Raw genomic sequence first — 19,239 nt, 5'->3', positions numbered from 1 at the left:
ATGGGGTCTGTTTTGAAGAGCAGCGTAGGTTTGGTTGAGCCTCGGCGAAGCCCAACGTCACGCGGTGGTGGGCATTCATTAAGCGGACGATCAACAGCGGTTGAGCCAAAGCTGAAATCAACGGCCCCTCTCCCCAGCCCTCTCCCGCAGGCGGGAGAGGGGGTTGAACCCATGCGGTCGCGGCCTTACGTCACCCCTCGCCCGCTCGCGGGAGAGGGGCTGGGGGAGAGGGGCTTTTTGGCCTCAGCGATTCACCGGCGCCACAAACGTACTCACCCCCGCTACACGACTGCCCGGCACATCCACATCCCGCAGCTCGAAATGCACTTTCTCGGAAATGCTCGCCGGCCGTTCCGCCGTCAGCACCACGCTCAGCGGCACGTCGGTAATCTCGCCGGGCGCCAGTTGCAGGGTGGTGTTGCCGCTGAGTTGGTACGGGCCGTCGCCGGTCAGGGCCAGTTGATAGCGGCGGGTTTGTTGGGTTTTGTTGATGACTTTGACGCTGTAGATATTTTCGATCTGCCCGGCGCTGTTTTCGCGGAACAGGCCGCGGTCGCGGGTGATGTCCAGAGACAGCTGCGGCCGGGCGTCCAGCGCCCAGACGAAAGCGCCGATCATCAGCAGCAACGCAGCGCCATAGCTGACCAACCGGGGGCGCAGGAAGCGGGTTTTTTCGCCAGTCAGCGAGCGCTCGGAGCGGTAGCCGATCAGGCCGCGGGCGTAGCCCATTTTGTCCATCACCGAGTCGCAGGCGTCGATGCACGCGCCGCAGCTGATGCAGTCCAGCTGCAGGCCGTCGCGGATGTCGATGCCGGTGGGGCACACCTGGACGCACACGGTGCAGTCGATGCAGTCGCCCAAGCCGACACTTTGCGGCACCACGTCGCGGCGGCGGGCGCCACGGTTTTCTCCACGGGCGGCATCGTAGCTGACCAGCAGGGTGTCTTTGTCGAACATCACGCTTTGAAAGCGCGAGTACGGGCACATGTGCAGGCACACTTTCTCGCGCAGCCAGCCGGCGTTCAGGTAGGTGGCGGCGGTGAAGAAGAACAGCCAGGTGGCGCTGCCGCTGTCGAGGCTGAAGTTCAGCAGCTCGTGGGTGAGGTCGCGCACCGGCACGAAGTAGCCGATGAAGCCGACCGCGGTTGCCAGGCTGATGGCCAACCACAAGCCGTGCTTGGCGCTACGCCGTAGCACTTTGTTGACCGACCACGGCGCGGCGTCGAGTTTGATGCGCTGGCCGCGATCGCCCTCGGTGACTTTTTCCGCCCACATAAACACCCAGGTCCACACGCTTTGCGGGCAGGTGTAGCCGCACCACACGCGGCCGGCGAATACGGTGATGGCGAACAGGCCAAAGGCGGCAATGATCAGCAGCGCCGACAGCAGAATGAAGTCCTGCGGCCAGAAGGTGGCGCCGAAGATGTAAAAGCGCTGGCCGGACAAATCCCAGAGCACCGCCTGGCGACCGCCCCAGTTCAGCCACGCGGTGCCGAAGAAAATCAGGAACAGCAGCCCCGCACCGTACAGGCGCAGGTTGCGAAACAAGCCGGTAAAGGCGCGGGTGTGAATCGGCCCGCCGGCTTGCGCCGGGGTCAGCCGCAATGGCTGGCGCGGGTCAATGGTTTCAAGCAGTTGCGCGGGAATACGGTCGGTCATGGCTGGCCCCATCAGGCTCTTTTTCAGGCGTGGCCATGATGGGGCGGCATCTGCTCCGATAACAGACTCAGGTTTAGCGGAAAAAACCGGATCAGATGGGTTTCGCTCAGCTCAATTCGAGCCAGATCGGGGCGTGGTCGGACGGCTTTTCCATGCCGCGCAGGTCGTAGTCGATGCCAGCGTCTTTGAGGCGGCTCAGCAGCGGGGCGCTGGCCAGAATCACGTCGATGCGCAGGCCGCGTTTGGGTTCGTCTTCAAAACCACGGCTGCGGTAGTCGAACCAGCTAAAGCGGTCGTTCACCTCCGGATGCAGGTGCCGGAAGGAATCCACCAGGCCCCAGCCTTTCAAGGTTTCCAGCCATTCGCGCTCTTCCGGCAGGAAGCTGCACTTGCCGGTTTTCAGCCAGCGCAGGCGGTTCACTTCGCCAATGCCAATGTCGCAGTCTTGCGGGGAAATATTGATGTCGCCCATCACCACCACCGCCTGGTCCGGCGAGAACTGCGTGGTGAGCAGGGTTTGCAAGTCGGCGTAGAAGCGCTGTTTGGCCGGGAATTTGGTGGGGTGGTCGCGGCTCTCGCCTTGGGGGAAATAGCCGTTCATCACGGTGACGGGCTGGCCGTTTTCGTCGGCAAAGGTGCCGTAGATAAAACGGCGCTGGGCCTCTTCGTCGTCGCCAGGGAAGCCTTTGTGCAGCGACAGCGGAGCCTGGCGCGAGAGCAGGGCAACACCGTAATGGCCTTTCTGCCCGTGCCAGCTCACGTGGTAACCCAGGGCTTCAATTTCAGCGAAGGGAAATTGCTCGTCCGCCACTTTGGTTTCCTGCAGGCCGATGACGTCGGGCTGGTGTTTTTCGATCAACGCCGCCAACTGATGAGGGCGGGCGCGCAAGCCGTTGATGTTGAAGGAAACGATCTTCATGGGCGGCAGGTTCTCTTTATGGCGGTCTAGACGGGCGGACAACAAAGCCTGCGATGCTAGCCCATGGTTGGTCTGCGAACCAGCGCGGCGGCGTGTGGCAGGGCAGCGGCTTGACTGCTAACGTGAGGTCGGTCTAACGCAATAAACGCCCGATAAAACCAACAATAAAAACCGCCTGGAGCCCGCGCCGTTTGTGCGTTTGCGCCAAGGCAGGTGAACCGAGGTACCGTGCATGCCTTCGTCTGTTGCCCTTCCCGCTGCCGAGGTGCGTTTACTCGACAGCAGCTTTGTTCGCGAAGCCCGCTCTCTGCTGTATCACGCCTACCGCCACGAGCCGACTTTCGGCTATCTGTTTGAATCCGAACGCCCCGGTTACGACCAACGCGTACGCGCCACGGTGCGCGAACTGGTGCAGCGGCATTTTCTCGAAGACTTGCCCGCCATTGGCCTGGTGATCAACGACCGGCTGGTGGCCTTGGCTTTGATCGCGCCGCCGCAGCGGCGGCTCGACATCACCGAAAGCTGGGGCTGGCGCCTGCGCATGTTGCTGACCACCGGCCTGCGTTGCACCAAACGTTACCTGCACTACCACGACGCGGTGCTCGCCTGCCTGCCGCCGGGGCAATATCACGTGCTGCCACTGCTGGGCGTGCACCCGGAATTTCAGGGCAAACACCTGGGCGAGCAGTTACTCGAAGCCTTGCACGACTGGTGCGCCAGCGACGAAACATCGCTCGGCGTCGTGCTCGACACCGGCAACCCGCGCTACCTGGATTTCTACAAACGCCAAGGCTACGAAGAAATTGGCGAAGTGGCCGTGGGACCGATTCACGAACATGTGTTCTTCCACGCCAACCCCCAGCAGGTCGCCCGCGCCAGCGCTTGAAACCCGCCGCAGCCGTGGCGCCCGACCGCTCTGGAACGGGCGGGCGCCCGTGTTAGCATCCGTGCCCATGACTTTCCACGCATCAATCGGGCTGGCGTTGGCGCTGTTGCTCACGGCCAGCACCGCCCTCGCACAAACGCAGCTGAGCGTGCGCATCAAGCCGGCCAACCCGGCGCTCAGAGCCAACATCAGCGGCTATGTCGGCGATCTGGGCGAGCGCGACGAACCGGCTTTGCACCGCTTCAGTCGCGGCGCCGAAGTACAGGCACGCAAGGCCGCCGAGGCGTTGGGCTATTACCGGGCAACCATCAGCAGCGAAGTCGACCGCAACGACCGCGGCCCGCGCCTGATTTTGCGTATAGAGCCCGGCGAGCCGGTGCATGTGCGCAACGTGACGGTGCGTATCGACGGCCCGGCTGCGCAGTTACCGGCCTTTCGCGTACCCGCCAGTAGCGAGCTGCGCAGCGGCGCGGTGCTCCATCACGGCCACTACGAAGATGCCAAACGGCTGATACAGAACCAAGCCTCGCGCTACGGCTTTTTCAGCGGCCGTTTCACCTCGCAGCGCATGGCCATCGACCCGGTAGCCGGCGTGGCGGACATCGAGCTGATCTACGCCAGCGGCCCGCGCTACTACTTCGGCCCCAGCCAATTCAGCGGCGACCAGACCTTCGACGAACAACTGCTGCAACGCATGGTGCCGTTCAAACCAGGCACTGCCTATGACGCCGACCTGATCGCCAAGCTCTACCAGAATCTGCAAGGCAGCGGCTATTTCGACAGCGTGCGGGTCGATGCCGCGCCGGTTCAGGGCAGCGGCGAGCAGGTGCCGGTAAAAATCGATCTGGTCGCCCGTGAGCCTCGCACCGTGGGCATCGGCTTGGGTTTTTCCACCGACGTTGGGCCCCGCGCTCGCTTCAACTGGACCCGCCACTGGGCCAACGCGCAAGGGCACAGCTACGGCACGGAAATGGAAATATCCGCCCCTCGGCAAAACGTCGGCCTGTGGTACGACATTCCCGGCAACCCGCCGCTCACCGACAAAACCCGCTGGGCCGGCGGCTACCAATACGAAGAACTGGCCAACACCGACAGCCTCAGCCGCCTGCTCACCGTCGGCCCGGAATGGCACAGCAAACTCGACAGCGGCTGGCAGCAAGTGCTCTCGCTCAAACTGCAACGCGAGGAATATCGCCTGGGCAGCGACAACGGCCTGAGCACCTTATTGATGCCCGGCGTCAGTTATTCCTACCTGCACAGCGACAACGCCATCGACCCGGCGAATGGCTACCGCCTGCAATTCGAGGCGTCGGTGGCCAAGGACGGGCTGATCTCCGACAGCAATCTGTTGTACGGCACGGTGCTCGCCAAAGGTCTAACCACGCTGTGGGACAAACACCGTTTTCTTGGCCGCATTCAATTCGGCGGCAGCGCCACCAACGACTACAAAGCCGTGCCGCCCTCGCTGCGTTTTTTTGCTGGCGGCGACCAGAGCGTGCGCGGCTACGACTACCAATCGTTGTCGCCAGAAAACAACGAGGGCGACCGCATCGGCGGCCGCTATCTGGTAGCCGGCAGCATGGAATACCAATACGCCTTCGCCGAGCGCTGGCGCTGGGCAACCTTTGTAGACCAGGGCAATGCCTTTCAGAGCCTGGAAATTCCAACGCTGAAAACCGGTGTCGGCATGGGCGTGCGCTGGATTTCCCCGGTGGGGCCAATCCGCCTGGACCTGGCCCGCGCGCTCGATGATGACGGCGGCTTTCGCCTGCATTTCTCCATGGGGCCGGAGCTGTGAGGGTGCTCAAACGCGTGAGCTGGACGCTGCTCGCCGTGGTGCTGAGCACGATACTGGTGGCGGCGGTAGTGCTGGGCACCGAGGGCGGCAGTCGCTGGCTGTTAGCAAAATTGCCGGGCGTTCAGGTGGACGCCTTCGCAGGCCGGCTCGGGGGGGCGTGGAGCGCAGCGAGTGTGGTGTGGCAGCAGCAGGGCGATGAGGTGGCGCTGACAGACGTGAGCGTCGAGTGGTCACCGTCGTGTTTACTGCGGCTGACCCTGTGCGTCGACCAACTACACGCCCAGCAACTGACCCTGCAATTTGCCAGCAGCGAAAGCAGCGACGACACGCCCTTGGCGTTGCCGGCACTGAACCTGCCGGTGTCGCTGCAACTGGGCGATATCCAACTGGGCAGCATCGTTTACAACGGCGGCGAGCAGGCGAGCCAGCTGGCGTTGGTGGCGCACTGGAACGCGGGCGGCTTGCAGATCGAACGCTTGCAGGGCGCCAGCAATGGCGTGGCGCTAGACATACACGGCTCGCTCGACCCCAACGGCCAGTGGCCGCTGAGGCTCGAAGGCAGCGTGCAACTGCCGGCCCCCGATGCGCAGCGCTGGGACCTGGCGGTGAAGGTTGATGGCGAGCTGCAAAACAGCCTGGCGGTGACGGCCGCCAGCTCCGGCTACCTGACGGCAACGCTCAAGGGCCGCGTGCAGCCCCTGGCCGACGGCCTGCCGGCACAGGCGCAGATCAGCGCTGAGCCATTCACGGCGCACGCCGATGTGCCCGCGCTGAACGCCATCGAACTGAGCGCAGCCGGCACGCTAAGCGCTGGGTATCAAGTGAACGGCACGGCGGCGCTGGCGGCGCAGAACGGCGATATTCCGCTGACCCTGGCCGGGCTCGTCACCGCCAGTGGCGCCGATATCCAAGCCCTGACGCTGCAAGCGGCAGACGACCAACACATCAGCGTAAATGGCCGCCTGGATTGGCAAGACGCCTTTACCGCCGACGCTCAGTTCACCTGGCTGGACTTCCCCTGGCGCCGCCTGCTGCCCGAGGCTGAGGAACCGGCCGTTGCCCTGCATACGCTGGCCGGGCAGGTGCATTTTCAAAACGGCAGTTACCTCGGCCATTTCGCCGCCGAGCTCAACGGCCCGGCCGGTGCGTTCAGCCTGAGCAGCCCGGTGAGCGGCGATTTGAGCCAAGTGCATTTGGTCAGCCTGCAACTGCAAGCCGGGCGGGGCAAAGCCGAAGGGCAGGTGACGCTGGGCTTTGCTGATGGCATTCGCTGGGACAGCCGCTTGCAGCTCAGCCAGCTCGACCCCGCCTATTGGCTGGCCGAGCTGCCCGGCACACTCGGTGGCACCTTGGTCAGCCAGGGCGAATACCGCGAGCAGCTGAAGCTGACTGCCGATCTGGACCTCAACGGCCGCCTGCGCGGCCAACCCGCCGTGATTCAGGTGCAAGCCGCTGGCGCCGGTGAACGCTGGAGCGTGGACAAGCTCGACATCCGCCTGGGCGACAACCGCGTGCAGGGGCAGGGCAGCCTTGATCAACGCCTGGCCGGGCAACTGACCCTGGCCATGCCACGCCTCGGTCAACTGTGGCCGCAGCTGGCGGGCCAACTGAATGGCCAGCTCGACCTCGCCGGCACCCTGAAAGCGCCGCAAGGTCAACTGAAACTGCGCGGTACGCAGTTGGCCTATCAGCAGCAGAAAATCGCCACGCTCGACCTCTCCGCCGCGCTCGACAGTCAGCAGCGCGGCAATCTGGAACTGACTGGCACGGCAATCAGAAACGGCGACACCGACCTTGGCCGCCTGCACCTGGTCGGCAGCGGCAATCGCCAGCAGCAGCGTGTGGCGATCGATCTCACTGGCGACAAATTGAAGCTCAACGTCGCCGCCGACGGCACCCTGGCGCAGAACTTCGACTGGCGTGGACGCATCGCCAGCGGCCGCGTTGAAACGGCCGGGCAGGTGTGGACGCTGCAACAAGCGGCCACGCTGCAACGCTTGGCCAACGGCCAGTTGAGCCTGGGCGCGAACTGTTGGCTGAGTGGTGCGGCCAGCTTGTGTGGCGATGAACAACGGCTGATGCCCGAACCGCGCTTGCGCTGGCGCCTGCGCGATTTCCCCATGCAAACCCTGGCGCAGTGGTGGCCGGCAGACTTCGCCTGGCAAGGGCAACTCAACGCCGACCTGTCGCTCGACTTGCCCGCCAGCGGGCCTAACGGCGATGTGCGCCTAGACCTGGGCGCCGGCAGTTTTCGTGTTCGCGACAACGGTCATTGGCTGGACTTGCCCTACGACCGCTTCCTGCTCAGCAGCCAACTGCGCCCGCAGCGCATCGAATCGCAGCTGGATTTCCATGGCGCCAAATTGGGCCAGTTGACCCTGCGCGCACAGATCGACCCACGGCCGGTGAGCAAGCCGCTGTCTGGCAGCTTTGAACTGGCGGGCCTCGACCTCAGCGTGGCGCGGCCTTTTGTGCCGATGGTCGAGCGCTTGACGGGGCATCTGAACGGTAGCGGCACCTTGTCTGGCGGCTTGCTGGCGCCGCAAATCAGCGGCCGCTTGCTGATCAACGATGGCGAAGTCGCCGGCAGTGAATTGCCGGTTAGCCTGCAAGGGCTGAAGGCCGAGGCGCTGATCGTGGGCGAACGCCTGCAATTGACCAGCACCTGGCACAGCGGCGAGGCGGGCGAGGGCAGCCTGAGCGGGCAATTGGCCTGGGAACAAGGGCTGAACATGGACATGCAACTGCGCGGTAGCCGCCTGCCGGTGACTGTCGAGCCCTACGCCAACCTGGAAGTGCACCCGGACCTCAACCTGCGCCTGGCCGATGAACGCCTGTCGGTGCAAGGCAACGTGAAGGTGCCCCGTGGCGCGATCGAGATTCGCCAGTTGCCGCCGTCCACCGTGAAAGTCTCTGACGATGCGCAGGTCCTTGGCGTGCACGACCCCGAAGCGCGGCAAACGCAGGCCATGGCGATGGATATCGACATTGACGTGGGCGCCGCTGAAGGCGAGCCGCCGCTGACCTTCAGCGGCTTCGGCCTGACCGCCGAACTGGGCGGGCGCCTGCACATGGGCGACAACCTCGACACGCGCGGCGAACTGACGCTCAACAAAGGCCGCTACCGCGCCTACGGCCAGCGCCTGAACCTGCGTCGCGCGCGGCTGTTGTTCGCCGGGCCGATTGACCAGCCGTACCTCGACGTTGAAGCGGTGCGCCAGGTCGACAGCGTCACGGCCGGCCTGCGCATCAGCGGCAACGCCGAGCAGCCGACCACCGAAGTGTTTTCCGAACCGGCCATGAGCCAGCAGCAGGCGCTGTCGTATCTGGTACTCGGGCGCCCGGCCGGCACCGGCACCGGCGACAACAACATGCTCGCCGAAGCGGCGCTGGGCCTGGGTTTGATGGGCAGTTCGTCGGTGACCAGCGAAATGGCGCAACGCCTGGGCATCAGCGACTTCCAGCTAGACACCGGCGGCAGCGGCGCGCGTACCAGCGTGGTGGCCAGCGGCAATTTGTCGGAGCGCTTGAGCCTGCGTTATGGCGTAGGCGTATTCGAGCCGGCGAGCACCCTGGCCCTGCGCTACGAACTGACCAAACGGGTGTACGTGGAAGCGGCCAGCGGCTTGGCCAGTTCGCTGGATATTTTCTACAAGCGCGATTTCTGACCGGCACGTAAAGCAAAGGCCCCTCACCCCAGCCCGCTCCGTTTGACGGGAGAGGGGGCGAAATGCGAGCTACGCCAGCAAGCTCAGCCACGCCGAGGCCAGCAACAGCAACGCCATCACCTGATTGAACCGACGCATGCCGGCGTCGGTGCGGCAAAAGCGCGTCACGCCCCGACCGAACGCCGCCCAAACACCCAGGCAGGGAAGGGCGACCAGAAAGAACAGCAGGGCCAGCAGCGCCACGCGGCTGGTTTTGTCTGGCGAATGGGCGGCAAACACGCCGACCACCGCCAGCGCCATCATCCATGTTTTCGGATTCACCACCTGCAAGCCCGCGGCCGCCGCCATGCTCAGGCGCTTGCCCGGCTGCTGGCGAGCATTGTCCAGGCCCACCGCCGGGCTGCGAAAAATCTGCCAGGCCAGGTAACTCAGCCAGGCAATTCCTGCCCACGCCATCGCCTGCTGCACCTGGGGGTGGCGGGTCAGCGTATCGCCAATGCCCAGGCCCACCAGCAACACCAACAACGCCGCACTGGCACAGGCCGCCAACACCAACGGCAGCGCCGCGAGCAAACCAAAGCGCGCGCTGTTACTCAGCACCAACAAGTTGGTAGGGCCGGGGGTAATGGACGCGACGAGGGCGAACAGCAAAAAGGGCAACAAATCCACGGTGGGCTCCAAACAGATTCAGGAGCCGCAAGGGTTGCAGGCGAGCGCGGTTCAGTCTGGATGATTTGTGCAACGCTTGCGGTAGTCCGCCGGCGTCAGTTGATAGGCACGACGGAACCAGCGTCCGAGGTGGCTTTGATCGGCAAACCCGAGGGCGCTGGCCACCTGCGCAGGCGTTTCACCACGGGCCAGCAGATGCCGCGCTTTGCTCAGGCGCAACTGAATCAGATACGCATGGGGCGCCATGCCAAACGCGACTTTGAACGCGCGGCTGAGGCGGAAACGGTCGACACCGCTGATGCGCGCCAGGTCATCCAGGCCGATGTCGTCATGCACATGGGCATGCACATAATCCCGCGCGCGCTGCGCCACCAACGGCAAGCGCGGGTCGATGCTCAGCGGCTTGCGCCAATGCAAATGCGCCGTCATCTGCCCCAGCAAACCGTCCAACGCAGTCTGCCGCACGATGCGCAACTCATTGTCCCGCAGCGCCTGATAGGCATTCAGCGTGGCGTGGGCCAACGGCCGGTCGCCAATCAACGTCTGCGCAAACCCCGGCTGACAGGCAGCGGGCGCGTGCTCGAACAACGCCTGCAACTCACGCTCCAGCCACTGCGGGTCGAGGTAAAGCATGGAATAGGTGAAACCTTCCTCCGACGGCGCGGTGCCATCGTGAATCTCGCCGGGCTCGAGCATAAATACCTGGCCGGGCGTGCTGTTGTGTCGCTGCTGGCGGCAACTGAACTGCTGTACGCCTTGCTCGGTGACGCCGATGAGGTAGCTGTCGTGGAAATGCGGGTCATAGGCATGGCCACGAAAATGCGCACGAATGGTCTCGATGCCGGTGTCGGCGTCTTGGGTGAGATCGATCCAGTTGCTATCGGCCATGGCGGGGGACCAGACAGGGGGAGGGGTGGGTCAGTATGCCAAGGTCGGAAATGGGCGTCTGGAAGTTTTGTGCAGTGGGTTTGGATGGCGCCAGCGGCCGGAATCGCATCGCGGCTAAAGCCGCTCCCACAGAAATCTGAAGTGCGCCCCAAAAGTTGGACACCCATCCAACCTTTGGGGCTTCTTCCATGAGCAAGTACACAACGCATTTCAAGCTGTCTGTTATCACCGCCTTCCTTGAGCGAGGCCGAGGCTTTCGCTTTATTGCTGAGCAATTCCAGCTAGATCCCACCCTGCTTCGGCGTTGGGTAGAAGCCTACCGGTTGCATGGCGATGCCAGCCTGCGGGCCCGGCCAGTCAGCTATAGCGCAGAGTTCAAGCTCGCTGTTCTTCAGCAGATGTGGCGTGAAAATCTTTCTTTTCGTTGCGTGGCCGCGGCTTTCAATTTGGGTAATTCAACCCAAGTGGGCATATGGCAGCAGCAGTATTACAGTGGCGGCTTTGAAGCCCTGGAGTCAGCCAGGAAAGGACCGCCCGCCGTTATGACACTACCTCCCGCCAAGCCCTCTGCACCTGAAACCACAAGCGATGAAGATCTTTCGCATGCTGAGTTGCTGCTCAAGCTACGCAAGCTCCAAGTGGAGAACGCCTGGCTAAAAAAGCTCAAGGAGCACAGGGAGGAGAAGAAAAGGCAGGAGAAAGCAGCAAAGAAAAAACGAAGTTGATCACCGAGCTGCGTGATCATTTCTCGCTCGAAGAACTGCTTGAAGTCGCGCAGTTGGCGCGCAGCACGTATTACTACCAGCTCAATCTGATGAACACCGGAGATCGGTTCGCGCCTCTGAAAGCCTCTATCCAGAGCGTTCAGGAGGAGCATATGGGGCGCTATGGCTATCGCCGAATGACCGCTGCGTTGCGTAATGCTGGCCAGATGGTTAACAGCAAAACGGTGCGGCGCCTCATGGGCGATCTAAATCTTAAGTGCACGGTGCGACCGAAAAAGTACCGCTCGTATCGGGGCTTGGTCGGCAAGGCTTCGCCTAATGTTTTGGCCCGTCAGTTTGAAGCGGACCAGCCAAACCAGAAGTGGGTCACGGACGTAACCGAGTTCAAAGTGGCCGGCGAAAAGCTTTACCTGTCCCCGGTGCTGGACCTGTTCAACGGCGAAATCGTTGCCTATCAAACCGACACCCGACCACGTTACGCCTTGGTAGGCCGCATGCTGGAGCAAGCGCTTGAAGGTCTGCCCGAGACGGCAAAACCGCTGCTGCACTCAGATCAGGGCTGGCACTACCAATATCCTGACTACCGGGAGCGCTTGGAAAAAGCAGGCCTGAAGCAAAGCATGTCACGCAAAGGCAACTGCCTGGACAACGCCACAATGGAGAGCTTTTTTGGCACGCTTAAGTCGGAGTACTTCTACCGCGAGCGTTTCGATAACGTCGCTCAGCTGCAAGCCGGGCTGGACGAATACATCCGTTACTACAACCATGATCGGATCAAGATGAAGCTAGGCGGCCTCAGCCCTGTTGCTTACAGAGCAAAGGCCGTCATGGCTTAACCAGTACGTGTCCAACTTTTGGGGCGCACTTCAATCGCACAACCTGTGGGAGCGGCTTCAGCCGCCATGCAGTGACACAACGGACCCCCCCGTCACCCCTCACCGAACAGCCGTCGACGTCGCCGCGTTAAACCACCCCTTCACATAACACGTCGACACCAACGACGTATCACACCGCCCGTTCGTCAACGCCTCACGCAATTTATCCACGTCCGCCCGCTCCACATAGCGGCGCGCATCCTCCATGTCGTCGGCCTGCCCATAGCCGCCATTGAGCATTTCGCTCAGGGCTTCCTGCTTGCTCCAGCCTTGAATCACCGTGCGGAACATCGCGGCCATCAAACCGGTGCGGTCGCTGCCGTGTTTGCAGTGCATCAGCACCGGGCCGCGGGTTTCGGCCAGTTGCAGGGTGTTTAGCACGTGCAGCACATCGGCGTCGTTTACGCGGTCGGCGTGCAGGGGGATGTTGATCAGGGTGATGTCGCTGTTGCCCAGCCATTCGCGGTCGTCGTCTTTGCTCAGGCTGACCACGGTGCGCACTTGAAGCTGTTCCAGCACCGCCAGGTTTTGCGGCTTGGGCAGTGCGCTGCGGTAGAGGGTGGGTGACATTTCGAAGAGTTTGAAACTGCTGTCGACCGGCCGCGCCCAGGTTTCGTTTTGCGCGGCGCTGAAGACTTCAACCGGTGCGGCCTGGGCGTGGCGGAAATGGACGAGCAGCGCCACGCCCACCAGCGCGATAAACCCCGCAACAGCAACCACCAGACGATAAGACGTGCGCATGAAAGCCCCTCAAGTAAGGGCACCCATGCTAGGAATCGGCCGGTGAAGCGTTTATCAAATCGATGTGAAAAAACGGTGAAAGGCGAGGCGTTTTATTGCGTGCGCGAGCCGCCGAAGTAGGCGCAGCCGCGTTCCACTTTGCCGTTGCTGCGCAGTTCGGCGGAAAGAAATTGCACGGCGCCGGTGGCGCTGTCGACGCAGCGTTGCGGGGCCACCCACAGTTCTATGCGCAAGCCGTTGGCTTCGCTGGTGAGGTTGAAGCGGCCGTTGGGCAATTGTTCTTCCAGGTAGGGCAGCGCCAACGGTTCCTGGTTCGGACGCTCAAGCACCATGCCTTTGGCGTTGACGCTCACGCTCCAGTCCGGCTCGTGGCCGCTGGCACGCAGCATTTGGCGTTTGAAGTTTGGGTCGTCGCAGCCGTGGCCTTCGCGTTGCACGCGGTACAGGCGGGTGAGGTTGAGCTGGCCGTCGGTGCCGGCCACCGGGCTGGCGCCGAGGTTGCCGCTAACGTCGGCGAACAGGGTGGCGTCGCGGCTGTCGAGCAGGGAGGCGGATTCTTGCAGCAGGCCGGTGTTGCCGCTGTCGCTGATGACGAAACGGCGCTGTTCCTGGCACGGGCGCAGCAGCAGTTTGCCGTTGCTGACGCTTAGTTCACCTTGCATGCGGGTGCCGGGCGAGACCGGTGTTTCGTCCTGTTGGTCAAACATGGCGCAACTGGCGAACAGGGGCAGCAGGGCAAACAGCAGAGGGCGAACGGCGCGCATCGGGAGGGTCTCCTGGAAAGTGCGGCCACGTTACCCATGGGTCTGCGTTGGCACAAGAGCGGAGCGCGGATTGAAAAGCATCGAGGCTGAAGCCTCTCCTACAGAAATCTGGGGGCTTCAGCATCGTGGGGCCCGTCACTCACCCGACGGTATAAATCTGCCCGGTTTGCTTGCCCTCAACGCTTTTCGAGTAGGCGAGAGAAACGTCTGCTGCCGGCACCGGCTTGAAGCCACGGAAGAACGGGCCGTAGCTGTCCATGGATTCCACCAGCACGTTGGGGCTGACTACGTTCACGCGCAGGCCGCGCGGCAGTTCGATAGCGGCGGCTTTGACGAAGCTGTTGAGCGCGCCGTTAACCATGCTGGCCGAGGCGCCGGCAACGATGGGGTCGTCGCTGAGGATGCCGGAGGTGAAGGTGAATGAGCCGCCGTCGTTGATGAATTCGCGGCCGATTAGTAGCAGGTTCACCTGGCCCATCAGCTTGTCGTTCAGGCCGATGGCGAACTGTTCGGCTTGCAGGTCGGCCAGCGCGCCGAAGTGCACCGAACCGGTGGTGCTGACCAGTGCATCGAAGCGGCCGGTTTGTTCGAACAACTGGCGGATGGAGGCGGCGTCGCGGATGTCGACCTGGAAGTCGCCGCTGCTGCGACCGACGCGAATCACTTCATGGCGCTCGGCCAGTTCACGCGCTACGGCTTGGCCAATGGTGCCGCTGGCACCGATCAGGATGATTTTCATGGCACTGCTCCTCGGGTTGGGTGTGGGACGCAGTGTAGGACGGCAGTTTGTGAGCGATAATCCGTCTAATTGGAAACCTTTGGTTCTCGTTGGGAAACAATCGCCATGAGTGAAATGGATGATCTGGCGGCCTTCGCCACGCTGGTCGAGGCCGGCAGTTTTACCGCCGCCGCTTTGCGGTTGGGGTGCAGCAAGGGGCAGTTGTCCAAGCGCATTGGCGTGCTGGAGCAGGGCTTGGGCATCAGCTTGCTGCACCGCACCACGCGGCGGTTGTCGCTGACCGCTGCGGGCGCAGCCTTGTTGCCGGAAGCGCAGGCGTTGGTTGCGCAAGCGACACGGGCGCGGCAAACCCTGGCGCGTTTGCAGGAGGAGGCGAGCGGCGTGGTGCGCATTACGGCGCCGGTGTCGCTGGGCGATACCTTTTTCGACGCCCTGCAACTGGAGTTCGCCCGCGCCTATCCGCACATTCGCATCGAGCTGGAGCTGAGCAACAGCTACCGCGATCTGGTGGCCGATGGCTTCGACCTGGCCATTCGCAGCGGTGAGCAGAGCGATGATCGCCTGGTGGCGCGGCCGTTGTTGTCGATGCAGGAACTGACCTGCGCCAGCCCGGCGTATGTGGCGGCTCACGGCCAAGTGCGCGAGCCGCAGGCGCTGAGTGAGCAGGTGTGCTTGCTCAACAGCCACTACAGCGGCGCCGAGGAGTGGCTGTACCACCGCCAGCATGAGTTAACCCGTGTGCAAGTAAACGGCCCGTTTGCCAGCAACCGCTACAGCTTGCTGAAAAAAGCCTGCCTGGGCGGGGCGGGGATTGCGCGGTTGCCCTCGTACCTGGTGCATCAGGAGTTGCTCGACGGCACGCTGGTGTGGCTGCTGCGCGATTACCAGACGCGCATCAGTCCGGTGTTTCTGGTGCATGCCTATCAGCATGGGTTGCCCAAGCGTACGCAGGTGTTGGCGGATTATTTGTTGGCGTGGTTTGAAGAGCGGCGGGGGGAGTTGGATCGTTTGACGGCCGTGGCGCCTTAAGGTCCCCCCCTCACCCCAACCCTCTCCCACGAGGGGAGAGGGGGCAAAACGGGGTGCTCGCAGGCTTTCCTCTCCCTCTACCTCTGGGAGAGGGGCTGGGGGTGAGGGTGGGTCAAACGCGCAGATCAGCCTTGAGCAACGTCTCCAGACACTGCTCCTGAATCCCGTAAAACGTTTTGATTCCTTGAATCCGCTCCATCACCGGTGCCGGGTCGACCGGTTCGGGGCGTTTTACGGCGAGGATCATTTTGTTTTTGTTGGTGTGTTCCAGCGAGACGAATTCGAACACTTTGGTTTCATAGCCGCAGGCTTCGAGCAGCAGGGCGCGCAGGCTGTCGGTGACCATTTCGGCTTCCTGCCCTAGGTGCACGCCGTATTGCAGCATCGGCCGCAGCAGGGCCGGGGTTTGCATCTGTGGGCGGATCTGTTTGTGGCAGCACGGCGAGCACATGATGATCGAGGCGTCGCTGCGAATGCCCAGGTGGATGGCGTAGTCGGTGGCTACGTCGCAGGCGTGCAGGGCGATCATGATGTCGATGGCGGCCGGCGTGTACGTGCGCACGTCGCCGTGTTCGAAGCTAAGGCCCGGTTGCTCCAGGCGCGCGGCGGCGTCGTTGCCCAGGCGCACCATGTCTTCACGCAACTCCACGCCGGTGACCTTGCCCTGGCGGCCGAGGCTGTTGCGCAAATAGTCGTGCATGGCGAAGGTCAGGTAGCCCTTGCCGGAGCCGAAATCGACCGCGTGAATCGCTTCGTCGGCGCCGCGTTGTTGCAGCGGCGAGCTGGCAAGGGCGTGGGAAAACACTTCGACGAACTTGTTGATCTGCTTCCACTTGCGCGCCATCGCCGGCACCAGTTCGTGCTTGGCGGTGGTGACGCCGAGGTCGGTGAGGAACGGGCGCGTCAGTTCCAGAAAGCGTTTTTTCTCGCGGTCATGGCCGGCCTGGGCGCCTTCGCGTTCCACAGCCTTGCCCATGAAAAGCCGGCTTTTGTTTTTCTTGCCGAAGGTCAGTTGCACGTCGTCGGTGAGCGACAGCAGGTGGGCGTTTTTGAACGCGGCCGGCAGTAAGTCGGCGATCAGGGCCAGGGCCTCGGCGTGGGGGAAATTCTTGGTGATGTCGCGGGTTTTGTAGGTGTACACGAACGACAAACACGCCTGGCCACGCACGGTTACCGGACGGATCGCTACCCGTTGCAGCTCGGTTTCGTCGCCCTGGTATTTGCTCAGCAGCACCTTGACCAAGGTGTTCTGCACCAGGCTTTTTTCCACGAGGGCGAGAAAATCGCCACGGTCATCGGTGGTGGCGGCGGCGGAAACTTCGACTGACATGGACGGGCCCGGTATTCACTGGCTAGCGAGGGGCGGTAATGCTACAGGGTTCGCGCCGTTCTGTGGCGCCGCGCCAGCAGGTGGTCGATGGACAGCACGCCAGGCCCGCGCGCCATCAGCAGCAGCAAAATCGCCGCCCAGGTGCCGTGCACGGGGTAGGCGTCGGGGTAGACGAACAGCTGAATCGTCAGCGTCATGCCCAGCAGTGCCAAGGCGGAAAAGCGTGTGGCCAGGCCCAGCAGAATAAGCACCGGGAACAGGTGCTCGCTGAACGTGGCGAGGTACGCCGCCGTTTCGGGCGGGATCAACGGCAGCGCGTATTCACTGGTGAACAGCGGAACGGTCGAGTCGGCCAGGTGCGGGTTGTCGTAGACAAAGGTGCCGCTGACCAGGTCGACGGCAAAGCCCTCGACTTTGGTTTGGCCCGATCGCCAGAACACCGCCGCAATGGAAAAGCGCGCGATAAAGGCGATCAGGCTGTGGGGAATTTTTTCGAACAGGTCGATCAGGCGTTGGATGTTCATGGGGCAGCTCGGTAAGAAAGCGCGGTGATCGCGCCGTGGGAGATCAGCAGTGCCAGGGCGGCGCCGAGGTCGAAATCCGGCGCGCAGGATTGCGCCGCGTCGGCGAAGGTCTGGCCATTCAGCAGCCGGCCAATAAAGCCGGCGCTGTCGGCGTCGATGCCGATTACCAGCACGTCGAGGTGCTGACGCAGCACCAGGCAATGTTCGGCGGTGCCGAGGTCAACCTGCTCGATGGCCAACTCGCCCTGATGCGCTGCCCATAGCGAGCGCACCCCGTAAGCCGACGTCAGCAGGTGAACGGAGGCGTGCAACTGAAACCGCAAATCGCCCAGACGCTCGCTGTCGCCTAGCGCGCCGGCTAGCACCTCATGCGCGACGGGCTCGGCATCAGCCGCGTGGTAAGCCTGCACTCGCAAGGCTTCCAGGCGGGCCATGTCCGCGAGGTACGGCAGCGTGGCGGTAGGCTTGAAGGTTTCTATAAACAACGGGAAGTCGCTTCCGTAGTGGACCAACAGGCACGAGGAAGGCGGATTGGCTTTTACGTACACCGCCGCCATGGCGCGGAAAAACGCCTCGCCGACCAACTGCTGCACAACGGGAAAGGTATCGGCCAGGGCATTGATCAGCGAGCTGAGCACGTTGTTGCGGTACACAGCGAAACGGGCCGCCGGGTCGGAGCCGTTGTAGGTGTGCAGCCCGCTCGGCGTGGTGTTCTCGTCGCTCAGCAGGGCTTGCTCAAACTCGGCGTGCAGGCTCATCGCGCTGTGCTCCGGGTCAGTACGCGTTCGGCCATGTGCGCTTCGGCGAGCAGGTGTTCCAGCGGCGGCACGTCGTTGTCGCGTTCGATCAGCGTGGGCCGCGGGCCGAGGCGGGCGATAAGTTCGGCGTACAGCTGCCACACCGCGTCGTCTACCGGCGCGCCGTGGCTGTCGATCAACAGGCGGGCGCCGCTGCTGTCGCGGTCTTCGGCGAAACCAGCGAGGTGAATCTGCTCCACGGCGTGCAACGGCAGTTCGTTGAGATAAGCCTGCACGTCGCGCTGGTGGTTGATGCACGAGATGTACAGGTTGTTGACGTCCAGCAGCAAGCCGCAGCCGGTGCGCTGCACGACGTCGCGGATAAACGCGGCCTCGCTCAGGCTTGAGGCGGTGAACTCGACGTAGGTGGCGGGGTTTTCCAGGAGCATGCGGCGCTTGAGCACGGTTTGCGTGTGGTCGATGTGTTCGCACACGCGCGCCAGCGTTGGTTCGTCGTAGGCCACGGGCAGCAGATCGTTCAGGTACGTGGGTCCGTGGCTGGACCAGGCCAGGTGCTCGGAAAACGCCGCAGGCTCGTAGCGTTCCAGCAGGGTCGCGAGGCGTTGCAGGTGGTCGCGATCCAGCGCCTCGGCGCCGCCAATCGACAACCCGACCCCGTGCAGCGACAGCGGGTAATGCTGGCGAATCTGCCCGAGGTAGTGATGAAAAGGGCCGCCGGCGACCATGTAGTTTTCCGCATGAATTTCGAAGAAACCAATGGCGGGCAGGCTGGCGAGAATGGCTTGGTAATGCTGGGACTTCAAACCCAAACCCGCTCGCGCGGGCAGGTTTGAAACAGAAGCGAGAGGCGCGCCATGGGAAGCGATAACGGACTGATTCATGACGGCGCGCCTCGCGTACTTAGGCTTTTTCTTTAAACGCTGCCATCTGACCGAAGCCGGTCGGGGAGGTCGGGCTGGCGGTTTTTTCGCAGGTGCCGGCCGGTACGTGTTTCCAGGCGCTGCCCTGGTAGTCCTTGGTGGACGTGCCAGCACAGGTGGTGCCCGCGCCTGCTGCGCAATCGTTTTTACCCTTCATGGAAACGCCAAAACATTTTTCGCCTTTGCTGTCATCGGCATGGGCAACCATCGGCGCGGCGGCAATGCTCAAAGCGCTGCCCAAAGCCAGAGCGAGGGCGGCGGTATGCAGAGGGCGGTTTTTGTTGTTCATGGAAGTGTCTCTCTTCAGTGGGAGGAAACAAGCCGTAGTGGCCTGCTTAGTGAAGTAG

The 19,239-nt window shown here is 63.0% G+C and carries 17 protein-coding genes; 5 read left to right on the top strand and 12 right to left on the bottom strand.

The window, feature by feature from the left end; translation table 11 throughout:
* Positions 1-243 precede the first annotated feature (243 nt).
* Complete coding sequence (gene ccoG / locus ACZZ0Q_RS14350; protein ID WP_463541833.1) at positions 244-1,659, bottom strand: cytochrome c oxidase accessory protein CcoG; 1,416 nt, start codon at positions 1,657-1,659, stop codon at positions 244-246.
* A 106-nt stretch (positions 1,660-1,765) separates the two neighbouring features.
* Entirely contained in the window at positions 1,766-2,578 is an 813-nt protein-coding gene (gene xthA / locus ACZZ0Q_RS14345) for an exodeoxyribonuclease III (RefSeq protein WP_463541834.1), read from the bottom strand.
* A gap of 232 nt (positions 2,579-2,810) precedes the next feature.
* Here xthA and ACZZ0Q_RS14340 point away from each other — a divergent pair, with 232 nt between their 5' ends.
* The 3 genes from ACZZ0Q_RS14340 to ACZZ0Q_RS14330 all read left to right on the top strand — a co-directional run bounded on the left by ACZZ0Q_RS14340 (position 2,811) and on the right by ACZZ0Q_RS14330 (position 8,930).
* Positions 2,811-3,464: a GNAT family N-acetyltransferase gene (locus tag ACZZ0Q_RS14340; RefSeq protein ID WP_463541835.1), complete on the top strand. Its 654-nt coding sequence runs from the start codon at positions 2,811-2,813 to the stop codon at positions 3,462-3,464.
* Positions 3,465-3,531: 67 nt separating this feature from the next.
* Positions 3,532-5,262, top strand: coding sequence for an autotransporter assembly complex protein TamA (locus tag ACZZ0Q_RS14335; RefSeq protein WP_463560694.1), 1,731 nt, complete (start codon positions 3,532-3,534; stop codon positions 5,260-5,262).
* Positions 5,259-8,930, top strand: a complete 3,672-nt coding sequence (locus tag ACZZ0Q_RS14330; RefSeq protein ID WP_463560692.1) for a translocation/assembly module TamB domain-containing protein — start codon at positions 5,259-5,261, stop codon at positions 8,928-8,930. The genes ACZZ0Q_RS14335 and ACZZ0Q_RS14330 overlap by 4 nt, the downstream gene beginning before the upstream one ends.
* A 69-nt stretch (positions 8,931-8,999) precedes the next feature.
* Here the strand turns inward: ACZZ0Q_RS14330 and ACZZ0Q_RS14325 are convergent, their stop codons facing one another.
* Both ACZZ0Q_RS14325 and ACZZ0Q_RS14320 read right to left on the bottom strand, forming a co-directional pair.
* On the bottom strand, positions 9,000-9,599 hold the full coding sequence (locus tag ACZZ0Q_RS14325; RefSeq protein WP_463541836.1) for a LysE family translocator: 600 nt from the start codon (positions 9,597-9,599) through the stop codon (positions 9,000-9,002).
* A 51-nt stretch (positions 9,600-9,650) separates the two neighbouring features.
* Complete coding sequence (locus ACZZ0Q_RS14320) at positions 9,651-10,487, bottom strand: AraC family ligand binding domain-containing protein (RefSeq protein WP_463541837.1); 837 nt, start codon at positions 10,485-10,487, stop codon at positions 9,651-9,653.
* A 188-nt stretch (positions 10,488-10,675) separates the two neighbouring features.
* On the opposite strand from ACZZ0Q_RS14320, the gene ACZZ0Q_RS14315 reads away from it, so the two are divergent.
* Positions 10,676-12,048 (top strand): IS3 family transposase gene (locus ACZZ0Q_RS14315; protein WP_463560691.1). Its coding sequence is split into 2 segments (ribosomal slippage): positions 10,676-11,155 and positions 11,158-12,048, totalling 1,371 coding nucleotides; the frame shifts between segments, so codons are not numbered across the junction.
* Positions 12,049-12,147: 99 nt separating this feature from the next.
* Here the strand turns inward: ACZZ0Q_RS14315 and ACZZ0Q_RS14310 are convergent.
* The 3 genes from ACZZ0Q_RS14310 to ACZZ0Q_RS14300 form a co-directional block, all read right to left on the bottom strand.
* The gene (locus ACZZ0Q_RS14310) at positions 12,148-12,828 is read right to left on the bottom strand and encodes a phosphatase domain-containing protein (RefSeq protein ID WP_463541838.1); all 681 of its coding nucleotides are present in this window, start codon (positions 12,826-12,828) and stop codon (positions 12,148-12,150) included.
* Between the two features lie 92 nt (positions 12,829-12,920).
* Positions 12,921-13,592: a COG3650 family protein gene (locus ACZZ0Q_RS14305; RefSeq protein ID WP_463541839.1), complete on the bottom strand. Its 672-nt coding sequence runs from the start codon at positions 13,590-13,592 to the stop codon at positions 12,921-12,923.
* A gap of 139 nt (positions 13,593-13,731) precedes the next feature.
* On the bottom strand, positions 13,732-14,331 hold the full coding sequence (locus ACZZ0Q_RS14300) for a short chain dehydrogenase (RefSeq protein WP_463541840.1): 600 nt from the start codon (positions 14,329-14,331) through the stop codon (positions 13,732-13,734).
* A 105-nt stretch (positions 14,332-14,436) separates the two neighbouring features.
* On the opposite strand from ACZZ0Q_RS14300, the gene ACZZ0Q_RS14295 reads away from it, so the two are divergent.
* Positions 14,437-15,360 carry a LysR family transcriptional regulator gene (locus ACZZ0Q_RS14295; RefSeq protein ID WP_463560689.1) on the top strand — a complete coding sequence of 308 codons (924 nt, stop codon included), beginning with the start codon at positions 14,437-14,439 and terminating at the stop codon, positions 15,358-15,360.
* Between the two features lie 112 nt (positions 15,361-15,472).
* Here ACZZ0Q_RS14295 and ACZZ0Q_RS14290 read toward each other — a convergent pair whose 3' ends face one another.
* Genes ACZZ0Q_RS14290 through ACZZ0Q_RS14270 form a run of 5 tightly spaced genes read right to left on the bottom strand, consistent with a single transcriptional unit; the run spans position 15,473 to position 19,181 of the window.
* Positions 15,473-16,690, bottom strand: a complete 1,218-nt coding sequence (locus tag ACZZ0Q_RS14290) for a class I SAM-dependent methyltransferase (protein WP_463541842.1) — start codon at positions 16,688-16,690, stop codon at positions 15,473-15,475.
* Between the two features lie 41 nt (positions 16,691-16,731).
* The gene (locus ACZZ0Q_RS14285) at positions 16,732-17,214 is read right to left on the bottom strand and encodes a DoxX family protein (RefSeq protein ID WP_463560687.1); all 483 of its coding nucleotides are present in this window, start codon (positions 17,212-17,214) and stop codon (positions 16,732-16,734) included.
* Positions 17,211-17,972 carry an HvfC/BufC family peptide modification chaperone gene (locus tag ACZZ0Q_RS14280; RefSeq protein ID WP_463541843.1) on the bottom strand — a complete coding sequence of 254 codons (762 nt, stop codon included), beginning with the start codon at positions 17,970-17,972 and terminating at the stop codon, positions 17,211-17,213. The genes ACZZ0Q_RS14285 and ACZZ0Q_RS14280 overlap by 4 nt, the downstream gene beginning before the upstream one ends.
* The gene (bufB, locus tag ACZZ0Q_RS14275) at positions 17,969-18,853 is read right to left on the bottom strand and encodes an MNIO family bufferin maturase (protein WP_463541844.1); all 885 of its coding nucleotides are present in this window, start codon (positions 18,851-18,853) and stop codon (positions 17,969-17,971) included. Before bufB ends, ACZZ0Q_RS14280 begins: the two co-directional genes overlap by 4 nt.
* 19 nt (positions 18,854-18,872) lie before the next feature.
* On the bottom strand, positions 18,873-19,181 hold the full coding sequence (locus tag ACZZ0Q_RS14270; protein WP_122453359.1) for a BufA1 family periplasmic bufferin-type metallophore: 309 nt from the start codon (positions 19,179-19,181) through the stop codon (positions 18,873-18,875).
* Positions 19,182-19,239: the final 58 nt, after the last annotated feature.

It is taken from the genome of Pseudomonas sp. AC070 (genome assembly GCF_979258635.1).
This window is presented reverse-complemented; position numbering and strand designations above follow the sequence as displayed.